Consider the following 21162-nt stretch of genomic DNA (forward strand, 5'->3'; position numbering starts at 1 on the left):
GACAATCTGGCGCAGATCTCATCGTAGAGCTGGGACTAATGTTAGTCTCTAATAGACTCTGAATACATTAGCGCAAACCATCTCCGTTATTTTTAGTTATTAACTTGCAAAACGGGGCGTACCATACATTTTGTCCAAAAATGAGTTAGAGAAATTTAACACCCTTGTATTGATTAATAAACAAACGCCCCCCATAATGATGTTACTTGGAAAGCGGGAATAATCTCATACTATTGGGAAGCGTTAGTTTCCGAAGGGATAAAACCCTAACCCTTTGCGCGCTTATCCGTTCTTCGTGTCGCCGTATTACTCGTATGACATGTATCAATGAATGACGTGCAGGCCGTTCGGTGAGAAACGAACGGTCTTGGAATCTGGAGGATAAAAACTGTTCTTTTCTCCCGTCCTTAAGTTACGAGTGAGACGGTGGCAATCGCCCCGGTAACCATGAGGATAAAGTTATGTCTAATACAGACGACCCAAGCAAAGAAGAACAGACCCGAATAAAGCGACGTAAAGTCGTTAAACATCTAGTCAAGCCATGTAAATGGCTTACTAAACTCTTGGCTTTCTATAGATTTTATAGATGGGTTGAGGACCCGATAGGCAACTTTTTGGAGTGGCTCGTCGAGGGTGATGGCTCGGGACCTCTAGATAACTATATCGTTGGAGGAATAAAAACTGAGAACACGGAACCGTTATCCCAAAGAACAATCGCCCTTATATAGATTACAGGCAAAAAAGAAGCTAGCCGAGTTACTCGGTATGGACCTTAAAGCCTTACGGAGCTTATCCGAAAACGAAAATAACTTCCGAATATTCACTATTCAAAAGAATGGTAAAAGCCGAGAAGTCCAAGTCCCGAAGCCAACCTTAGAGCAGCTCCACAAGAGGCTATTTAACCTCTTACAGCGAATTGAAACTCCTGAATACCTGCATTCAGGAGTCAAGAAAAAATCTCATATAACGAATGCCATGGCCCACGAAGAAGGCTCCGCGCTGGTCAAACTCGATATTAAGAAATATTACCTGTCAACGAAACGAGAAGCCGTCTATCAGTTTTTCAGGTCCTGTTTATTCTGCTCACCTGATGTATCAAAAATAGTTACAAATCTAGCGTGTGTTAATGGCCATATCCCGACGGGGAGTCCTTTAAGTCAGATCTTAGCGTTCTTTTCGTCTTTGCCGATGTTCGAAAAAATAGGCGAGTTGTCCGCTACTAATCAGATAACCTTTACGGTCTATGTGGATGACTTAACGTTTTCAGGAAAGACTGTCTCAGGGGCTTTTATATGGGAGGTTAAGAAGCTAATACACGGTTACGGTTATCAGTATCATAAAGAGTTTTCTCGCCCTCCGGAAAAGACCAAGCTAGTGACAGGCGTCGCAATTAACGATAAAGGCTTACAGGTCCAAAATAAGCACCATGAAGCGATCCACGAGTTATACGTCGAGTACATCGAAGGAAGCCTAAAACCTGAAAACAAGGCGAAGCTTCTCGGGATGTTAAGTTCCGCCTCTCAGGTTAGCAGACGTTACGAATCAATCTTTCGGCATTTATTAAGGTTGGAGAAATTATGAAGAGTCTGTTAGCCAACTAGCTCTGTTCATAGGTGGGTTATAAATTTAATTTCCCAAAGATGAGTTAGGAGATATTACTTAACAGGCTTACAGCAATATTTACATCTTGCTGTAAATCACGGGTGTAGATACATCACCTAAAGGTTTTGCACATTAGACACTACGCCTTTTTAGCTAATGCGTTTCGCAACCGAAAGTTAGCGTTAATAAAGGCATAAACATCACCCCATTCAAAGCGATGAAGCCGAAGGCAGAGTTAAAACAATTAAAAACACATTGCCCTTGTCCAGTCATACAAGGTGGGTATCTTATAATTTATTGGTTTGATGAATTCAGATTAGCAACCTTGCTTGCTATATAAAATCAATGAGTTAACCTGTTCAACTGCTCAGGCTATTAACCATTGCGCGTGGAAAAATATAGTTGCTTATCTAGCCAAACTTAGGTGTAATGGAATCATAATAATGACTGAGTAACGCAGGGATAGCTTAGATACGATAGACACGCCAGTAACGTTGGTTTGATTTCGCTTAGGCCCTAAAAAACAAGATCCCATAGCATAAACAACACCAACTCTGACACACCGAGCAGTTAGCGGCTCAGACCGACAAGCGATTATGCGACATAAATTATGTGTCGCATAAATACTAAAATGTTAACAGTACAAGGAAGTCTATGAGTATACTGAAAAATGCGATTGATTCTATTGCTATTGGCTTAGAAGATTTTGAATCTACAGACGAACGAAGAATAGTATCTTCGACTAGAAATATATTTGCAGGAATATTGCTCTTATTTAAGCACAGACTTTGCGAACTTAGCCCTGAGGATTCCGATGAAGCTTTAATCAAACAAAGAGTACTACCCGCATTCGATGCAACAGGAGCTGTAAACTGGATTGGCAAAGGCAAAAAAACTGTTGATGTTCAAAATATTAAGGATCGATTTGAGTCACTCGGGATAACTGTAGAGTGGAAAAGGTTAGAAAGAATTAATAAATACCGTAATGATATTGAACATTATTACAGCACGATGAATAACGAATCCGTTCAACAACTTATTTCTGATTCTTTTATAATTATTCGTGACTTTATAGTTGATGAACTCGAAGAGGACCCGAGAGAGTTATTAGGCGAAGATTATTGGAAAATATTAGTCGATGTAAACGAAGTTTACGAAAAAGAAAAACAGGAATGTGACGCTTCATTAGAAAAATTAGACTATTTCAGTAATGAAATTTTGCATGCTTTACAGGCATATAACTGTGTCGAGTGCGGTTCTGGATTATTAGAATCAACATCTGATACAGGTCAAGCTTTGCAAACTTCATTTAAATGTCGCTCGTGCGACAGCGAGTTTCACTATGAAAAAATAGTAAATAAAGCCATTAACGATTATTTTGCTGATGATGTATACCTATCCTATAAAGACGGTGGCGATACTCCTGTTATAGATTGCCCATCCTGTTTTGATGGCAGCTATCTTTTTCATGAAGGGGTATGTGTTGCTTGTGGTGATTCAGCAACGCATGAATGCTCAAGGTGTGGTGCTAGCATTCCACCAGAAGAAATTTCAGATGATGATGTTTGCGGGTACTGTGCACACATGTGGGCAAAAGTAATGGCAGAGTAAAGTACTGCCAACAAGCCGTTTAAAAGGACAAAAAACATTAGCTTTTTGCTCCTTTGTATCTAATTCGAAACAAATTCTTGCTTCTTAATGAGGCGTTAAGTTGCAATTTATATTCAGTATCAATCTAAACCAAGGAAGAATCATGAAAAAAACAATTATCGCTTTAAGTTTATCGCTTGTTATTACAAGCTCCTATGCGGCGTCCCTAGAAAAGGCAAAGACTTTATCTGAACATGGTTTGAAAGATCAGGCTAAAATTGAGTTAATTGATATTATATTCAGTAAAACATCAGACTCCAACAAAGCTAAAGCTTACTATGAATTAGGTAGAGTTTCCTTTGAAAATAATCAAGTCACACAAGCCTTAAAAACATGGACTCAACTCTCTCTTAAATACCCTTCTTCAAATGAAGCTAAATTAGTTAAAAGTAAAATTGAGCAGTTATCTGAAATAGTAGGCGAAAGTGCTAAAGAGTCTGTAGATAATGCAATCGCTGCTTCTTATTTAAAACATGCGGATTTTTGGTCATCAGATAAAGATAGTCGTTTTACAATTGACTCTAGTTGGATTCCGAAAGTAGAAACAGCTAACAAATGGTATGATAAAACGATTACTGAATTCCCAAATAGCAAAGCAGCAAGAATCGCTTACGAAGAGAAAATAAGGACTCTTTTGGGTTGGAAAGAGCGCGGCCAGTATGGTTCTAAATTTGGTGTTGAAAAAGATTTTGCCACATACATGCCACAGGTTCTAAAAGCTTTTAAGGAGCTTGAAACGCAATTTCCAAAAGCTTCTACGTTACAAGCTTTCCGCTATCAAATAGCACAAGCTTATTGGAATAAAAAGGACTGGGAAAATACTCGTTTGTGGCTGAATACCATTATTACTAAAGCAGGTGATACTGATAGTTTCTACAAAGACACGGCTCAGCGTCGTTTGCAAAAAGTAGAGTACTAGCAACTGAACAATGCGCTTAAACGGAAAAACTACAGCAGGGTTTTGTTCGTTCCTCGCTAATTTTAGCCAAACTGTATTTTTCCGCTTAGTTTATTGTTACAGAACAAATACTCTAACTCATTTCTTTGTCCTGAAGTGAGTTACAACGAGTACGATACTATAATATTCAGTTGTAGCTCGATTTAGACTTGAGAGTAGCTTTTAGTATGTATTTCTTTATTTTTTGTCATGTTTAATCATAAACGGTTCCAGCAGGGTTTTTTGACTGTTTAGTCATGAAACTTATTCCTCTCCTACAGTTATGGTTATGGTATTGATTCCTTCTGTACTTATGACAGAGCCAGTAGTGCTGGTCAAATATCTATCTTTTATCATGAAAACCTTAAGAAGTTAGAAAGCAATTACCCAGTAAATGTAATCACTCCAGAGGACTTAATATTTAATTTAAAAACAAATGCCTCACAATTCAAGTAAGCCGCCCCCACCTAGAATGGTTCGGGTTGCGGATAGGTGCCTAAATAGGTCAAGTTCGCAAAGCGGAGCTGACTAGGAGGGAGAGATGCCATATTACGGATACCAAGTAACTTATGATAATTCAGATATTCTGTTTCAAATTTTCAAAAACACCTAAAAACCACCAACTAAGACGTTTAAATTAGATGCCCCATTTCATTTTACATATTCAATCACTCATTCCGGTATTTGGCCTGTAACCAAATCAATTGAATCCTAATACCGGAATGCTTTAACAAGTCATCTAATCCACCTACTGGTAAATACATTTGAACTTTTAGCTATAAGCTTAATTCAGAAGTCGGGCAAAGAAACTTCACCGAAAAGCAAACAAGACATTAACTTCAAAGCTAAGGAGCTCCTTTATACGGACTATATGTTGTTCATTCTTCGGACGCATGCGGTTGCATCGTGAGTCCGTTATTCGAAGTGTAAATTCGTGTGACGAAATCCATTTAATGGACTTCATTAAGCTGGTGGTTAAAGATGATATATTTCCAAATTCATTGTTGTCGATGGAATATCATAATTTGTAATCAGTTGAATCCTTCCAAAATACGGAAGCTGAATACATCAAATTTAATCCGCCAAGCGGAATGCTAATGCTAATCAACTGTCCGTAGTGTGGAGTGTAATCACATTTGTTTTATTCTTTAGACTGTTAGATGTGTTGCCTTAATTTCATTTTGAGCTTGAAAGCAAAAGCAGTATTCTGGTTAGAATGCACGTCCGCTTTGCGGAGTATGCTCCGTTCAATTCATAGACCATTTGCTCACCTCCCCTACTAAATTACTAATCCAAGTGAATGGAAATGTATCAACATTGTTTTCCGTATTATGGAAGACACCCATACCTTACAGACTCCATGATGCGGATTTGTCATCGAGTGATATATTTTGGTCAAAACTAACAATATTACTTATTGCGCTATTGTTCTGAAAATACCACCAGACAAAGCCTCAGTTCATTATACGGAAGAATACTGGAAACTGTTTTTCCATAATGCGGAATTAACCAAACAGCAACGACATCCTTTAAGAGGAATAAGCTTAAGTTTACTATGGTTCATATGGCGGACTTTAAATGAGCTTACCTGAAGCTTCAGAGAACTTACAACTCATAAAATGCATATGAAGGATGAGTTAAACATATAGCGAACAATTTAACCGCTTTGCGGAAAGTGATTGTTATCTTTTACTGGCTAACACTATCCACTTTACGGATTGTGAGCACTTAACTTTAAAAGAGGGTTATTCAAGTTCTAGTTTTTAGGTATGACCCTTCACATTCTATAAAATCTAAAATTGCTAATCATGACACCAACGCTGCCTATAGCCACATGCTCATAAAAATATGAGTAACCCCTCAGTTAGCTAAGGCTGGGTTTTTCTAAGTAAATAAATCAACACACAAAAGAGACGTAGAGTAGATTGATGATGTAAGCATCAAAGCTCTCAACTTTTAGATTTCAAGTAATATAAGTTAGTTTGCTACATATATGATGCAAAATTTCAATTTATTGCAGTAACCGTAAATGATATTTCTTTCCTGAACTACCTTCTTTAGAACCGTTTAAAACAAGGTGACTTAACGTTCACAGTTATTCTGTTGCATAAATTGTGATGCAACCATTCAACATTTACAGTTGGTTTGGCTACATGTTAAACCTGCCACAATAGCTCCCCAATTTATAAATACGGTTTTTCTGCGTAGTTATGATGCAGAAAAAAGTTAATTTAACAAATGTCATTCAATGACAAGTTTTTGCGTATATATGATGCAAAAAACAATCCCCCTTCACAGTGTTCCTTGGCAGTTTCGCAACGCAGAAAACTTTTATTTGCGTCTAAATAGAGCAAGCCTTTTTATTGCTCTAGATTTATTTCCCAGTTACACCCTTGAGGTTTAGTTCACTTCAACTTTCGGTTCGCCACACTTAAAAACGTGCTTTGGCTAATTTTTTTGAATATACGTTTGAAAATTCGACTTTAGCTATCTTTTTGCAAAGCATAATTAAGTCTCAATTAAAGTTCGGAGTTAAAGATGCTGTCTACAAAAATACAAGTGCTGAAATTAGTTTTAGAGGCGATCGAAGATGCTGAAAAAACAATTGTAGAAAGCGCGCAAGATATTTGTGATCAACACAAAAAAAGGAGAGTTCTTTTAGATCAAATTCATGGTGAGTCGGGCGATTTTAAAAAATCGACATTACAAGTAAAAGTTAGGCAGCGAAAAAACTCTGAAAAATTTTACATCACTTGGGTTTCTCATGAGTACTCACCTATCAAGAAAATTAATAGGCATTGGGGGAAAGAAATTCCACCAACAAAAAAAGGATATACCGAAAAACAACTGAGTAAAAATTGCGAGGATGGCCACGCAAAAATTAATTGGGAAACTGAAATGCAACTTGCTCCATTAAGGGAGTCACTTGAAGTTTTGCATTCATCCAGAGTTAGTTTGAAAAAGCAGATCTGCAAACTTTCTAAAACACTATTTACCGCTCCAGCTGAGGAAGAAAATCATGATCAATAATGACCAACTAATCCATAAAACATTTGTTACTAATATCCAGTTCAAATCACACACCATTCATAACTTTTGGAAAAACGAAGGTGACCGGACATTAAATATTTATGAACGCATTGGTTCATTATTAATGTTAACCACTACAGAAAATGAGCTCTATTCGAAAGTAAGCGCTTGGGAGTCAGAGCTTGCTGATTGGTTTAACCAAGAAATCGAAAGTATACAAAAACAAAAAGAAGCATTTATGGAAAATGCCGGTTTAGAAGAATCACCAGAAGTTATGACACCAAGCTCTTATGAATCAAGCGTACCAGTTTGCTATCCAGTCACTTGGAAGTTACTAAATTTAATTCAAACTTTAGATAATGAAATAGCAGAATTAGAAAATCTTTGGTTAACCGGTTTTGTTACAGATTTAGGTCGTCATGAAAACAGCAATAGAGCGATTGGTCTATTACGAAAATTAGTAGCAAAAATTAGCAACGCTACATCACCTGGTAAAGACAGAAGTGGGGGTCGATTTAAATCCACCCAACTAATTTCGTTAATTCGAGGTGGTCTAGAATTGTATGTAGATGACAGTCTTATTTTAAAACAAAACGAAGAAATTAAAGCCAAAGCTTCAATTAAAAACAAAGAAAAAAAGACTGACTCAAAATCCACTTCATTGGATAGCCCTACTGCAGACTCTAAGAGCGAAACCGAACAGTCAAGCAACTCAAAAGTTAACGCAGCTTAAAATGACTAGGCGGGAAACCGCCTAATTTTTCCAGAGAGAAATATGAAGCTTTTACTTATTCCTTTTACTATTTTAATTAAGCTTTTTTTTAAAGTTCAGAAAAAGTATCTAATCGTTCAAAGTGAAAATGCCGCTCGCTTGATGAGAGATGACGCAAAGAAGTGCAATGTAGATCTTGATAGTTCGAATAGCCCAGAGTTAGTTAATCAGATCATTGATGATAATAAATATTTAATTGCTCAAACTCGCTACTGTTTTGGAAATTGCCATGATTGGGAAAAAGAGAACCTAACCTTTCAGGGTCTATTTATAGATACGATTAAAAACTACGCTAGATATTGTGGCAACCTTCCAGCTTCTGAGGGTTATCACCATGCTAAAGAGTTCGGCTTAATTGAACATAGTTTACAAGTAGCTGATTTGGCATTAAGGCAAGCAAAGTCTCAATTCCTCCCTCAAGAATTCCCTCTAGACATCGAGAGACAAAGAACAAAAAGATATCAGTACGCCGCATGGCTTTGCGGCTTAGTGCACGATGCAGGGAAGATGCAAACTGATATGGATATTTACGATAAAAGCAATCCAAATAATATCTGGATTCCAATTATAGAGGACCTTGTTAGTTGGAAAGAAAAAAACAAAATAACAAAAGTTGGCATTAGATGGAGAAAAGACAGAATCCATAAGGGGCATGAAGTTTCTCCACAACCCATATTTCAACAAATCCTCACTCCTGATGCAAAGAGGTACATAGGCACATGCCCTGGCAACTTACTTGAAGACATAAGCACCACCCTTGCAAACTATCAAGGTATAGATGGCTACTTACAAAGAGCGGTTCGCTCAGCAGACTATGTTTCAACTGCCAAAGACATTCAAACAACTTGGGACAACGACCTTGGCGCAAGGAAGTCAGCGTTACACGAAAAAATCCTCAAGCTAATGCAAGATAAAGCCAAAGTATGGCTAACAGAAGGTAAAGCTATAGCTATTGATAACGAGATATACCTTCGGTGGCCTGAATGCTTCAATGAGTTAGCAAAGGAAATGCATCAATCAGATCCAACCGTTCCTAACAACCCAAGTCTTTTGCGTGAAAAAATGATGGATAGGGGCATTCTTCGTAAGCAAGAAAAAACTGATTACGCGCTCTTTTTTGAAACTGTTACTAACCTGTCTGAGGGTATTGATTTGCTCATCAGTAAAAATCTTAAGGGCGGTATTGGCGTTATTCGTCTGGAGTGGCCTTTATTTTTGCTTAAAGGTGAAGTTATTCCACCAAACCGTTACGGCCTATTAAAACTCGACATGGGGCTAAACGCAGTCATCTACTCAAGTGAGGGTTACCGATACATAAGCGAAGAAAATGTTATTGCTCATGAGGCTGCGGCTCACTTAAAAGCTAATAGTGATTCTCTAGAAATGAAAGTTGAGCATTCGGCAACAAAGAGTCCGCAAAAAAACGGCAAGCCTAATACCAGTAAAGCCAAAGGAGAAGCTACTGCGGAAGAGCCCATTAAGCCTAACAATCCATATGAAAAGGCAAAAGCAGCTCAAAAGGATAACCCGAACAAAGATAAACCTAAAAAGGAAAAACCAAGGAACACTAATGGTGAGCTATTTGCTCCAACCAACCAACAAAGCGCAAAGGTACCGGAAAAGCAACATAACGAAACAACACTTAAAAAAGCAGCCCCAAAACCAAAGAGTGGTATTAAGGTGACTTCAACGTCCAAAGCCATTGAGTTCATAAAGACCTTAGAGCCGATTTTAATCGATGGTCAAAACTACTACCTTGTTGATGATAAATGGAAAGACAACCTTGACGACAATCTAGAAAACGAACTTGAAAAAGCGGGGCTTATCGAAAGAAAGCCACCAGCATTAATTCGTTACTTCATCATCAATAAGCGTAAATACGTTAAAGCGAAGTCGCTTGAATCAAGTCAAAACCAAAAAGCTAAAAAAAAGCCGAAATCAAATGAAAATCAGGATACTTCAGATGTAACCGCGGCTGATAATACATCTCAGAAAGCAAAGTTAGATATTGAATCTCTGCTTGCTATTGGCTTAACCCTTAAGACTGCTGAATTATTATTTGGAAACATTATTCACGAAAAAGTTGAGTTAAGAGACGGCTTTTTAATTGCACCTATAAGAGATAAGAAAACTCTTGTTAATGCCGTCACAAACAGCAAAGCCAGCGAAACAAATATCTTGTCGAGTTCAATCGTACAAGATAAGAATGACATACATATTAAGGTGAAACATGACGCAGGAACGTAGTAACCCATTATTCCACGAAAATTTATACCGCCCTGTATATGAGTTAAATAAGGCTTACGCCTCTTTAGCCGCTGGTGTTGTAACCTTTACTTCAAGCGTTATTGAGAGTGAAGGCCATATCGGTATGGTGGGTTTTGGAATCACTACAATACTCACCGCTCAATGTGGACACTACACTCTAAAGGCAATTCCACTAGTCAAACGCCAGTGCAAAATCTTCTTCAACAAGATTGAATTCGAGGATATAAAAGCAATACGTCAAGAGCACATGGCTAAAGAGAATATCCTAAATCCAAACAACAAAAAGAAGGGAAATAACAAGATATTCATTGGAAATGGATTTGAATGGGGCGTGGAGCATGCAAATCGTTCATATCAAATACAAGGATTATACTCTGACAAACAAGAAGTGAAGCTTCCACTATTTCTTAAACCATTTGTTAAAAAATGGCGTAAAGAAACGTTAAAGCTTGGCGGTAAGCCATGGATTGATGGTGTCGGGGATGCCGAAAGGCAATACGTAGATGCTGAAACGTTCTTTGGCCACTCTATGATTATGGGCAATGTTGGTACCGGTAAAACAACAATGTTCATTTTGCTTAGCCTCGCGATGATCCACAAAGGCTATACCGTCATTGTATTAGACCCAAAAAACGACTCATCGTGGCGCAAAGCCCTACAAGCGGAAATGGAACATTTTGGTAAGGGCGAGCACTTCCACTACTTTCACCCTTCTAAACCATCTACATCTTGCACAATAGATCCGATTAAAAACTGGAATAGACCGACTGAGATAGCTGAACGTATCGCATCCATTATGGTTGAGTCGGGTAAAGAAGATAGCTTCATTCGATTCAACTGGAACGTCATAAACTCAACAGTTAACGCGATGCTTTATGCGGGCATACAACCCCAAATCAAATCGATTGCTCGTTATGTGACAACGGGCAAAACCGCCTTAACTCAAAAGTGCCTTGAAAGACACTACGCTAAATGCTTAGGGGAAGATTGGGAGACTCAGCTTAGCGCCAAAATGAGCTCTTTCGGGAAAACTCGTTTAGAGCAAATGCTAAATTACTATCAACAAGTTATATCTCAACAACATCAATCACCAGAAGTGGATGGCATAATTCAGTTGCTTACGCACAACGCCGAGCATATGCAAAAGATGACAGCTAATTTACTTCCTATTTTTAGCGTCCTTACATCTACACCTATGGATGAGCTTATATCACCAGAAGAGGCGATAGCAGAAAGCTTAGATGCGCGTGATGAGGATACTAGATACGATACAGCTGAAAGTGAAAGTATAGATTACACATCAAATCACATTGAAGGTGTATCAAAGAAATCAGGGAAAATAAGAGAGAAAGACAGTCGTTATGTAGACACTTCAGACATCGTTGAAAATGGAGGACTACTTTACATGGCGCTTGATTCTCTCAGCGACACAAAGACAGCTGGTTATTTGAGCAAACTTGTTTTAGCTGACATTGCTGCTGTAGCAGGTTCACGATACAACTTCTCAGAAGGGAGAGGCCGTCGAGTAGCGGTGTTTGTGGATGAAGTACATGCAGCGATTGCTGGGAATGATGCCCTTTTGAATTTATTAGCCCAAGGTCGTGCAGCATTCATGCAAATGTTTATTGCAACCCAAACTAAAGCTGATATTGAAGCTAAAACAGACCCAGCTACTGCAAACCGTGTATTAGGTCTGTGCAACAACTTCTTCTCTATGAGAGCAAACGACACATCAACTCAAGAATATGCTTCCAGCCAATTTGGTGAAGTGCCAATAACCAGCCAACAAATCACTTTAGGTCAAAGTTCAGGGAACACAAATGACATGACTGACTTTGGTTCTTCATACGCTGAGAGGCTTACACAACAAAACGACAAAGCATTTAACGAAAGCCTACTTGGTTCGCTACCTATTTTACAATATGTAGCACGACTTGCTGACGGCAGAACAATCAAAGCTAAAGTACCGGTAATAAAACGATGAGCAGAGAAAAAATATATAAAATCCAAAGTAGATGCTACAAAAAAAGCAATGTGAATAATTCACTTTCAGAAGATAACAAGCACATATACTCGGTCATCTACAAGAAAGCACCTGCTGTGGAAGAAACACTTCGATATTTGTTAGATTTTATTGGGGATGAATTGAAGCATCCTCAACAAGATGTAGATCTATTTAATCACATCATTAACAAAGCTGGTCAGCACTCTCTTGTACATAATTCACATCTGAGCCGAGCAGAGTTTTTTAAAGCCTTTCTCTTCACGGTTACAAGTGAACTTACAGCAGTACTCGATGTTATGGTCTACACAGGGGGTTCAGGCTCGTGTATTGCAGTATGGGACCCACTCTTAGAGACAATCAGCCAGTTTCTAATCACGCACAAGAACTCAGCAATACGCGCTAAACCAAACTTGATTGAAAAAGAGTTAAATCAAGAATCATTATTGATGATACAGCACTTTCTAATGAGCAAGATTGTGAAGCGTTCACACCTGTTCTATTTCGGCATTCCTAATTTCGATGAAAGTAAAACCCTTACATTTAAGGAGGCGTTTTCGTCATGATTTATGAGAATGACAGCGAAGACCTGTATAAGGATAAGTCTGGAGAGCAAAATAGAAAAAAAGAATACTCAAAGTTATTCATCTTTATTCTATTTGCGTTGGCAGCACAGGTTCTTGCTTTAAACCCCACCAGCTTTAACAAAATGCTAGAAAATGAAGTTAAAGCGAGCTACAAGGCCATCGGTGAAAAAAACTGGCTTAACCTTACTGATGCATCGCATAGGCACTACAACACAATCATTGTAAGGTCAGGATTTAAGCAGTATTTCTTGGACAAGGTAAATCGAGATACAGACGATAAAAACCCTTTAGCCAGGCTAACAGCAAAGCTTTTGCCTTTAGTTAAAAGAGTAACAAACAACATACAAACGCTTACATACCAAATCTTACACAGAGCAAACCTTTTAATGATTTGGCTTTATATTTTAGTGCCTTTCGCACTTGCTCAACTAGTTATTGGTCTTTATAGCTGGAGAATTAGGGCTTATACATTCGGTAACAAAACTAAGACTCGTATGTTAGTTATTAAGAAACTAATCAAAGGTATTTTAGTAGGTATTATTGTCTATTTCGCCCTACCCAACTTTTACCCCACAGCTGGGGCATACATACCTTTTATTGCTTTATTATTTGCATCATTCCTAACATCTAGATACATAGCAACACTGCAAAAGCATATTTAGAACTAAGGGTGGGACTCTAAAGGAGCCTGTATATAACGGAGCATGTAACAGCTTAGTTAGTGTTACTGGTGTATTCTAAGCAGCGAAGTTTTTCATCGCCCTCGCTGATTAAAGCGAAACTTCAACAGCTGTTTAACAGATACCAAAGCAACACAACTATAACGCAGAAGTTTCTTGTTGGAGCTATAACCCCTCATATATATGATTTTGCCTAAGAAACTGTTGCCTGTTAAAAAAAGTCTGATAATTTGGGCAAGTGAACACTAAAAAGTACAATCAATGACTCATTTTTCTATAAAAAATTTCATGATGAACATGCCTTCTCAGCGAATGCTGGGAGGGATGGGTTGCGTATTCTAAATTATTCATTCACTGCATCACCATTCCAGAACATATTGTTGGAAAGGTGATGTTACTAAGCAGATATTAAGATCTCCTTTCGACCACTGTGATGGTATCTAAAGAGATTATATTATGAGCTTAAATCAATTAATTAACACTCTTTCCTCAGTATCAAGCAAGAAACCTTTTATAACGCCCCCTATTTTTTATGCCAATGGGGAACCACATTTAGGGCATGCATATTCAGGAATTATCGCTGATATATTTAACCGATTCTCTTTGTTGTTGGGAGTTGAAAGTAAACTAATAACAGGGACTGATGAACATGAGTAGATAATCGCGAACACAGCTCTATCTCGACAACAACCCATACAAGAATTTGTAGATGAGACCTCGGAGTCTTTTCAAATATTGTGGCCACAGTTATGGATAAAGCCTGATGTTTTTATACGTACAACATCTGAAGATCACAAAGCGCATATTCAGGATTTATGGAAAACTCTACAAAAACAAAATGATATATATCTAGGGCACTATTCAGGTAACTACTGCTAAGCATGTGAACAATATTATCCAGAACGTGAGCTGATCAATAACAATACCTGTCCAGTACACAAACGACTAGTAATTGATGTTGAAGAACAACCATCAACAATCCCCTCCATTATATACAGAAAAATTGGTTTCATTTACAGACACTATCAAACCTATATGGCGATTATGACTTATAAGATGTCTACAAATTGTCTTAATGTATTGGTTTTAGGTAGTAGCAGTTGCTACAAACTTACTCTTAATAGGTGGAGGAGATTTGTTTAATTAAGCGAAAAGACTATTATTGTTATTTACTAGAAATTACTCATGTTACCTTGCAAAGCGCTTTAGTTACACGAAGCTTGAATTTATAATTTTATCAACGCAAATCAATAAGTTAAACTTATTTTATTATTTTTTATGAATTCTCAGATCTTATGCCTTTCTTAGTTAGTTTGAAAAAGCCTAACTTGTTCTCAAAGTATTGAGACTCTCCCAATTCTTAACTAGGAAGTGGTCAACTATCAAAGATATTCTTCAACGAACCATACAAATCATTAATGTCGATAGGCTTGGCGATGTGGGAAATGAAGCCTTGAGCTAAATAGCCATCTACATCTTGTTTCATAACATTTGCGGTTAGTGCTATTACAGGTAGGCTAGGTTTTAGATCGCTGATAAGCCTTTGAGCTTCTGAACCATCCATGACAGGCATATGGATATCCATCAAAATTAAGTCATAAGTACCTTTTTCAACCGCATTCACTGCCAATTGGCCATTTTCTACTATTGTTAATTGAGCCTTTGTTGATTTCAGCATCGACTCTATCAATATTTTATTAATAGGATTATCCTCTGCTATTAATATTTTTTTATCGGCTAAATTGGGTGCTGATGGTGACTTTTGTGTTTTCGGTACCTTTACCATATCAACAGGCTTTAATGGTAATGTAACTTCAACCTTCGTTCCAACTCCCTCCGAGCTAGTAATTTCAATATTACCATCCATCATCTTTATCAGACTTAAAGCGATAGACATACCTAGGCCTGTCCCCCCATACTTCCTTGTTGTAGAAGTATCCGCCTGAGTAAATCTCTCAAATATTTTGGAAACAGCTTCTTCATTCATACCAATGCCGCTATCTATCACTTTAACAAGAAATGCGGACTGTTGACCTTCTCTATGACTGCTAACGCTTATTTTTACGCCTCCGGCATTAGTAAATTTAACGGCATTGGAGACAAGGTTTAAGAGAACTTGTTTTACCCTAACCAAGTCACCTACCCAATAATCAATGAAGCTATCATCCTTTTCGATTAAAAATTCAATTCCCTTACTAATCACAAGTGTTTCCATATCATACTTTACGGAATCTAAAACTTCTGATAATGAAAATTGCTCCTGCTCAAGAATCACATTATTAGATTCAATCTTTGAATAGTCTAAAATGTCATTGATTATAGTTAATAAAGACTGGGCTGAAAAAGTAGCATTGTTGAGCACTAGCTTTAAATCAGATGGTAACTCAGCATCCTTAAGTAGCTGTAATCCACCTAGTATTGCATTCATTGGAGTTCGTATTTCATGACTCATATTAGCTAAAAAATCGCTTTTAGCTCTTGCGGCACTTTCAGCTGCTTCCTTAGCGCTTGATAAAATCTGCATGGCAAGGGTTTTATCAGTAACATCATAATTAACACCAACGACTTTAATTGCATTACCGAAACTATCTCTTAGCACTTCTGCACAAGCTTTTAAATTCCTAATATCACCATTTGGATGAACCACTCTAAATTCTGGTTCATACACCTCAACGCCCTCAATCACAGCCTCTAACTTTGACTTAATGCACTCGATGTCGTCGGGGTGAACTCTGTTTATCCAAGTTTCTTTAGTACCTATTTCTTTTACACTGGCTTCTGTTGTTCCATAAAGCCTATACATCCACTTATCCCAGTCTAACTCTCCTGAAATTAAATCCCATTCCCAAACTCCAATCCCTGCGGAGTCATTAGCAAGTTGAAGCCTCAATGCCAAGCTCTCAGCTTTTTCTTTAGAAAGTTGTATCTGTGCTTCAGTTTCTTTTTGTGCTGACATATCTTGCACAATTGACCAAATAGAGGCTTCACCGTTGCTATGACTAATTTTTATGCCTGATAACAATATAGGATAAGTTACGCCTGATTTATGTATGTATTCTTTAGGGTAAGGCCCATAACGACCAGTCTCATTTAACAAATCTAATTGCAAATACTCTTGCTCTTCATACTCTTTAGGAGTGAGTTGCCAATAATCCATTTGATTCAGTTCATTGATACTGTAGCCTGTGATATCACTGAATGATTTGTTTACAAATTCAAAACTACCGTCTTCAATTGAGTTTATAGCAATGCCTATAGGTGCAAGATTAACGAACTTCTCAAACTTTTGCTTTTCTTCTAGATAAGCTAGCTCAAACTCGCTTTTCTTGATTGACGCTTCGTGTAACTCATTTTGGGTATTTACCAGCTCAGAGATATCTCGACCAATTGCTAGAATTAATTGTTTATCCCTAACTGACAATGCAGTTAATGAAACTAAGCATGGGAAAGTAGAGCCATCGAGTCTAGCATGGGTCCATTGGAATAGTTGTGGTCCATCTGACATTGTCTTCATAATATACTTGTTAGCCAGCTCATCTGAACAGTTACCGCAGGGTTGAAACTTAGGTGATAACTCTGATGGGCTTAAGTTTATAAAATTATGGCAACTTTCAACACCGTGCATATCGATAGCCGCTTGATTACACTCTATAAACTTACCTGTCTTCAAATCTATTATAGATAACGCATCACCCGAGACTTCAAATAACTTCTTATATTTATCACGCTCACTGGTAATTTGATCGAGCATCTTTTTTAGCGCTTTATTTTCCGCCTCTAAATCAGATCTATTTGAAGCCACTTTAGTTCCTGTTGTACTCATTGATAAGTTCAAAAACAGTATAGCGGTGCGATGTAAATGTATAAAGTATAAGAGTTAAGTTGTAACTACATGTTTGAACGCCCGATTAAAATATTAAGATTTGTCTCTTAGATAGAGGGAAGAAGGGATAGCTACATGTTTATTAAGTCAAACGACTGCAAAGGCTGGTATGGTGCTAGGCAAAAATTATGCAACACTCAAAACGCTTGGCTTGTAAAAAATATAGTTAAGTATTTCCTGATTTTGAAAAGTATGGCGCTATAAATCAAACAAAGAGGTTAACTTGAATGACGATGCGCCTTATACTAACTTCGGATGAATGAGCTAGAATATCTACCCCTTAAGTTCCAAGAAAAGAGCAAATAAAGTATGAGATTGAAAATATCCCAGACAGCAGCAAGCGTGCTTTACAGCGCCATTATGAATTTCTTCTTAATTCTGCCTGTACTAGGATTGACTGAATCTCTTCTAAGCAATAACGAGCTGATGTATGTTACAACGCCAATGACAGCTCTTATTTCTGGTATATGTTATTTGATGCTTCATCTCTTAAAAAATGCGAAGCTTAGTGAAAAAGCCCTAAAAGCCTTATTACCACTAACTCTAATTTTTTTCCTGGTTTTTACATTTCTTCAGCTTGCTTTTTGGCTGCATATGGATATAGCAATCCCCTTAGGCCCAATCGATAAAAGTCCATTCACTTTATCTCTAGCGCCAGTCTTTATGTTTGCTATTACTTCTGGGGTGTTTATCAAGCTAAAGTTTTCTAACGTAAGGAGTAATGAACTTAGAAGCATTCAAACTCTATCTCTCTTCATACTTACTTTAGGGTTAGTTGTTTGGTATCAAAGCTCTTTTTCTCTCATTAAAACAGAAGAAACGAATGCAAGAGAGAAAGTTAAATTAATTGAAATAATGCTAAATAAGACTCTTACAGACCAACAAAAAGCTTTTAATCGAATAATAGCAAGAGCTGAAAGTCTTAACTCAACTGATTTCAATAAATTAATTAAAACTGATACACACCATTACACTGCAGACTACGATATGGTAAAAGGGCTCTTGGTCTTAGATGATAATCTCAAACTAGTTTACGGAAATGAATTTGCAGAAAATTTTTACAACAGAGGTAAACTTGAAAAGGCAACTATAAAAAGTTGGTTGTTAGAAAAATCAAAAGTTACAAACTTTGCGGCCAACTCTCTGACCCTTAAAACTGAAACGCCAGTACTAATGTTTCATGCCATAACTAATCTTGATGGGGATAAAGTCAGACACATCATTATGTTAGTTGACATGAATCTACTATTCGAAAAGAATTACCTAGACTACCTAAGTAAATACGACACTTTTATTGAATTAACTCCAGAGTTATTTTTCTCTATCGACATTGAAAATAGCACAAAAGAAAAACTTCTGGATATCAAAGCGAAGTATAATCACTTCATTACCGATAAGATTACTATTAAGGAACTTATCACACACCGGGTATTCAGCTTTATCAGTAATTATCAAACAATCCATTTCAATACTGTTATTACTCAACTGACACTATGGCTTACGTTTTTATTTCTATTTGTAGTTATTTTAATAGCCGACGCATCAAGAGAATCCGCTTTAAGAGCTAAATTTGATGAAGTCACTGGCTTATTAAGATTGAACTCTCTTCGCGATGAATTACGAGAATTTAAAGGCATTGAGCAATTTTCAGTATTTATTTTGAAAATAGATTTATTTGAATCAATTATCAGCTCCTTAGGACATGAAGTTTGCGATGAAATTTTAAGAGTAGTTGCCTGTAGGATCAAAGCAACCATGCGAGGTAACTTTCTTTTATCTAAAGGCTTTGGGGATTCATTTGTTATTTACTTATTTGAAAAACCGAGTGACAAGAACAGTGAATGTTTAACACAATTACTGAATGAAATATCTAGAACATATGAACTCAATAATTTAAAAATTAATCTTACAGCTAGTGCTGGCTGCGTTAGCTATACCACTCCTGCTGATATAGACATAAAACATAACCTTCACCAAGCTAATATAGCTTTGGCCCAAGCTATTCAAAGGGGTGGAAATCAACCAGTTTTATTCCAAGCAGCAATGGAGGATGAATACAAGGAGGCTATTGACATAAGGAATGCTTTGTTTGAGGCTATTAAATACAATCAATTCTCTGTTTTTTATCAACCTATCCACAAGCTTGAGGACGAAAGCGTTGTTGGTGTTGAAGCCTTAATTCGCTGGGAGCACAATGATAAATGGATTTCACCCGCAAAATTCATACCTATCGCAGAAACAACCGAGCAAATAGTCCAGATAGGTGATTTAGTTTTACAGCGTGTAATTAGTGATATTAATCGCTCACCTTCACTTCAAAAAATCAAAGTTGCTGTAAACTTTTCAGCTAAACAAATTATTAAGCCTGATTTTCTAAACAACTTAATTGATCAAATAGCAAATAGCGCTGCTCAATTTAATAACTTTACAGTAGAGGTCACTGAATCATCTCTTCAGGATAAATCACTTGTAAGTCAAACTCTTCAGGCTGCTATGAACAAGGGAATTAACATTGCTATTGATGACTTTGGGACTGGTTACTCTAGCTTATCATCTCTTGCGAACCAGCCATCAAACATCATTAAAATTGATCGAGAATTCACCTTTGGCGCAGAGATACCTTCAAAAGAGCAACGCCTATTAGATACAATAATCAATGCCTGTATCGATTTAGATAAAGCTGTCGTAGTGGAAGGTGTCGAAGGTAGAGAATTGATTAGTTATTTAAGAAAGTATAAAGAGATTAGGATCCAAGGATATTTTTATTCAAAGCCCTTACCTTTGGAAGAATTAATCGAATACATCCACAACCATAAAGTAAAAAAACTATAGGCAACAAGCCATTTATTTCAACAATTACAAATTTCACGTAATCTTAAACACATAGCTTAATTTTTAAAATTAAGCTTTCTCTCATTCTTACATGAAGTGAGACCAGCTAACGTAAAAATAAAACACGCCAATTAAATATCAATTTCCACTATTTTTATTCAAATTTAAATAAAAATCCGGCTTTATGCTGTTTTTAAGAGTTTAAGATTAATTCGACTTTAACGTTGAACATTAACTCTTAAGAGGTTTAAAAATGGAACTAGCCAACCAACCAAACATTGTTGAAGAATCAACAATCATTAAAAAAATGTCTACAGCTAAAAAAGCGACCATCGCACTGATGGCAATCTCTTTAGCTCTATTAATTTCACAAGGCGTAATGGCTGCGGCCCCCACTTCAGGTGACTTCCTTTACGGAGTTTACAATGAAGTAGTTGGCTGGTTAACCGGCGCACCAGGCATCATCATTTCAATTTTCACATTTGGCTTTGCTGCTTTCCAAGGCATTATGAAGCAGAACTATGCTACTTGTGTGGGTGCATTCCTTATCGCACTGCTATTTGCAAATGCACAAGATGCTGTTGAGTACTTCCTAACGGCTTCAGTTGGAGTGCTTTAAACCATGGAAACGCCCAATCGCTACCGCTGCAAGACCCACATCAACCAACCATTATTAATCTTGTTTGTATTTACTAAAGAACAGGTAATACCGTTGATGGCCGCGGTAGCGATTGGCATGGTGACAAAACAGACCTTTTTCCTTGTATGCCTAGCCATGACATACATTTATATCTCTCAAAAGGTTAAAGGCCGATTCCCTAAAGCCTATGTTAAACACAAGCTTTGGTCTTATGGGTTCATCTTAACCAATCAAAGCAAATCAATTGCAGATCCAGTTAAACGTACATACCACCGCTAA

At 37.3% G+C, this 21162-nt stretch carries 13 protein-coding genes and 1 pseudogene; 13 read left to right on the forward strand and 1 reads right to left on the reverse strand.

What is annotated here, in order from left to right:
* Nucleotides 1-765: 765 nt before the first annotated feature.
* From JIG37_RS17870 to JIG37_RS22750, 10 genes and pseudogenes are all read left to right on the forward strand, one after another.
* A complete protein-coding gene (locus JIG37_RS17870) occupies nt 766-1581 on the forward strand; it encodes a reverse transcriptase family protein (RefSeq protein ID WP_199529982.1) in 816 nt (271 codons plus the stop codon).
* Nucleotides 1582-2256: 675 nt separating this feature from the next.
* Nucleotides 2257-3213, forward strand: a complete 957-nt coding sequence (locus JIG37_RS17875) for a hypothetical protein (protein ID WP_199529983.1) — start codon at nt 2257-2259, stop codon at nt 3211-3213.
* Between the two features lie 142 nt (nt 3214-3355).
* Nucleotides 3356-4171: a tetratricopeptide repeat protein gene (locus JIG37_RS17880; RefSeq protein WP_199529984.1), complete on the forward strand. Its 816-nt coding sequence runs from the start codon at nt 3356-3358 to the stop codon at nt 4169-4171.
* A gap of 2556 nt (nt 4172-6727) precedes the next feature.
* Nucleotides 6728-7219, forward strand: coding sequence for a conjugative transfer protein MobI(A/C) (gene mobI, locus JIG37_RS17885; protein ID WP_199529985.1), 492 nt, complete (start codon nt 6728-6730; stop codon nt 7217-7219).
* Complete coding sequence (locus JIG37_RS17890; protein ID WP_036973909.1) at nt 7209-7952, forward strand: hypothetical protein; 744 nt, start codon at nt 7209-7211, stop codon at nt 7950-7952. Before mobI ends, JIG37_RS17890 begins: the two co-directional genes overlap by 11 nt.
* A gap of 42 nt (nt 7953-7994) precedes the next feature.
* Nucleotides 7995-10238 (forward strand): MobH family relaxase, encoded by a 2244-nt coding sequence (gene mobH, locus JIG37_RS17895; RefSeq protein ID WP_199529986.1) that lies wholly within the window; start codon nt 7995-7997, stop codon nt 10236-10238.
* Nucleotides 10222-12243 carry a type IV secretion system DNA-binding domain-containing protein gene (locus tag JIG37_RS17900; protein ID WP_199529987.1) on the forward strand — a complete coding sequence of 674 codons (2022 nt, stop codon included), beginning with the start codon at nt 10222-10224 and terminating at the stop codon, nt 12241-12243. The genes mobH and JIG37_RS17900 overlap by 17 nt, the downstream gene beginning before the upstream one ends.
* A gap of 50 nt (nt 12244-12293) precedes the next feature.
* Nucleotides 12294-12827: a hypothetical protein gene (locus JIG37_RS17905; protein WP_199529988.1), complete on the forward strand. Its 534-nt coding sequence runs from the start codon at nt 12294-12296 to the stop codon at nt 12825-12827.
* A complete protein-coding gene (locus JIG37_RS17910) occupies nt 12824-13510 on the forward strand; it encodes a DUF4400 domain-containing protein (protein WP_199529989.1) in 687 nt (228 codons plus the stop codon). The genes JIG37_RS17905 and JIG37_RS17910 overlap by 4 nt, the downstream gene beginning before the upstream one ends.
* Before the next feature lie 474 nt (nt 13511-13984).
* Nucleotides 13985-14407: pseudogene (locus JIG37_RS22750) on the forward strand (class I tRNA ligase family protein).
* 496 nt (nt 14408-14903) lie between these two features.
* On the opposite strand, the gene JIG37_RS17925 reads toward JIG37_RS22750, so the two are convergent.
* The gene (locus tag JIG37_RS17925) at nt 14904-17351 is read right to left on the reverse strand and encodes a PAS domain S-box protein (RefSeq protein ID WP_206769769.1); all 2448 of its coding nucleotides are present in this window, start codon (nt 17349-17351) and stop codon (nt 14904-14906) included.
* A 369-nt stretch (nt 17352-17720) separates the two neighbouring features.
* On the opposite strand from JIG37_RS17925, the gene JIG37_RS17930 reads away from it, so the two are divergent.
* The 3 genes from JIG37_RS17930 (at nt 17721) to JIG37_RS17940 (ending at nt 21162) form a co-directional block, all read left to right on the forward strand.
* Nucleotides 17721-20243, forward strand: a complete 2523-nt coding sequence (locus JIG37_RS17930; protein ID WP_244664408.1) for a bifunctional diguanylate cyclase/phosphodiesterase — start codon at nt 17721-17723, stop codon at nt 20241-20243.
* Between the two features lie 253 nt (nt 20244-20496).
* On the forward strand, nt 20497-20862 hold the full coding sequence (locus JIG37_RS17935) for a hypothetical protein (RefSeq protein WP_199529990.1): 366 nt from the start codon (nt 20497-20499) through the stop codon (nt 20860-20862).
* Between the two features lie 3 nt (nt 20863-20865).
* A complete protein-coding gene (locus tag JIG37_RS17940; RefSeq protein WP_063528878.1) occupies nt 20866-21162 on the forward strand; it encodes a type IV conjugative transfer system protein TraL in 297 nt (98 codons plus the stop codon).

Source organism: Pseudoalteromonas sp. bablab_jr010 (assembly GCF_016464105.1).
In the GTDB taxonomy this organism is placed as follows: domain Bacteria; phylum Pseudomonadota; class Gammaproteobacteria; order Enterobacterales; family Alteromonadaceae; genus Pseudoalteromonas; species Pseudoalteromonas simplex.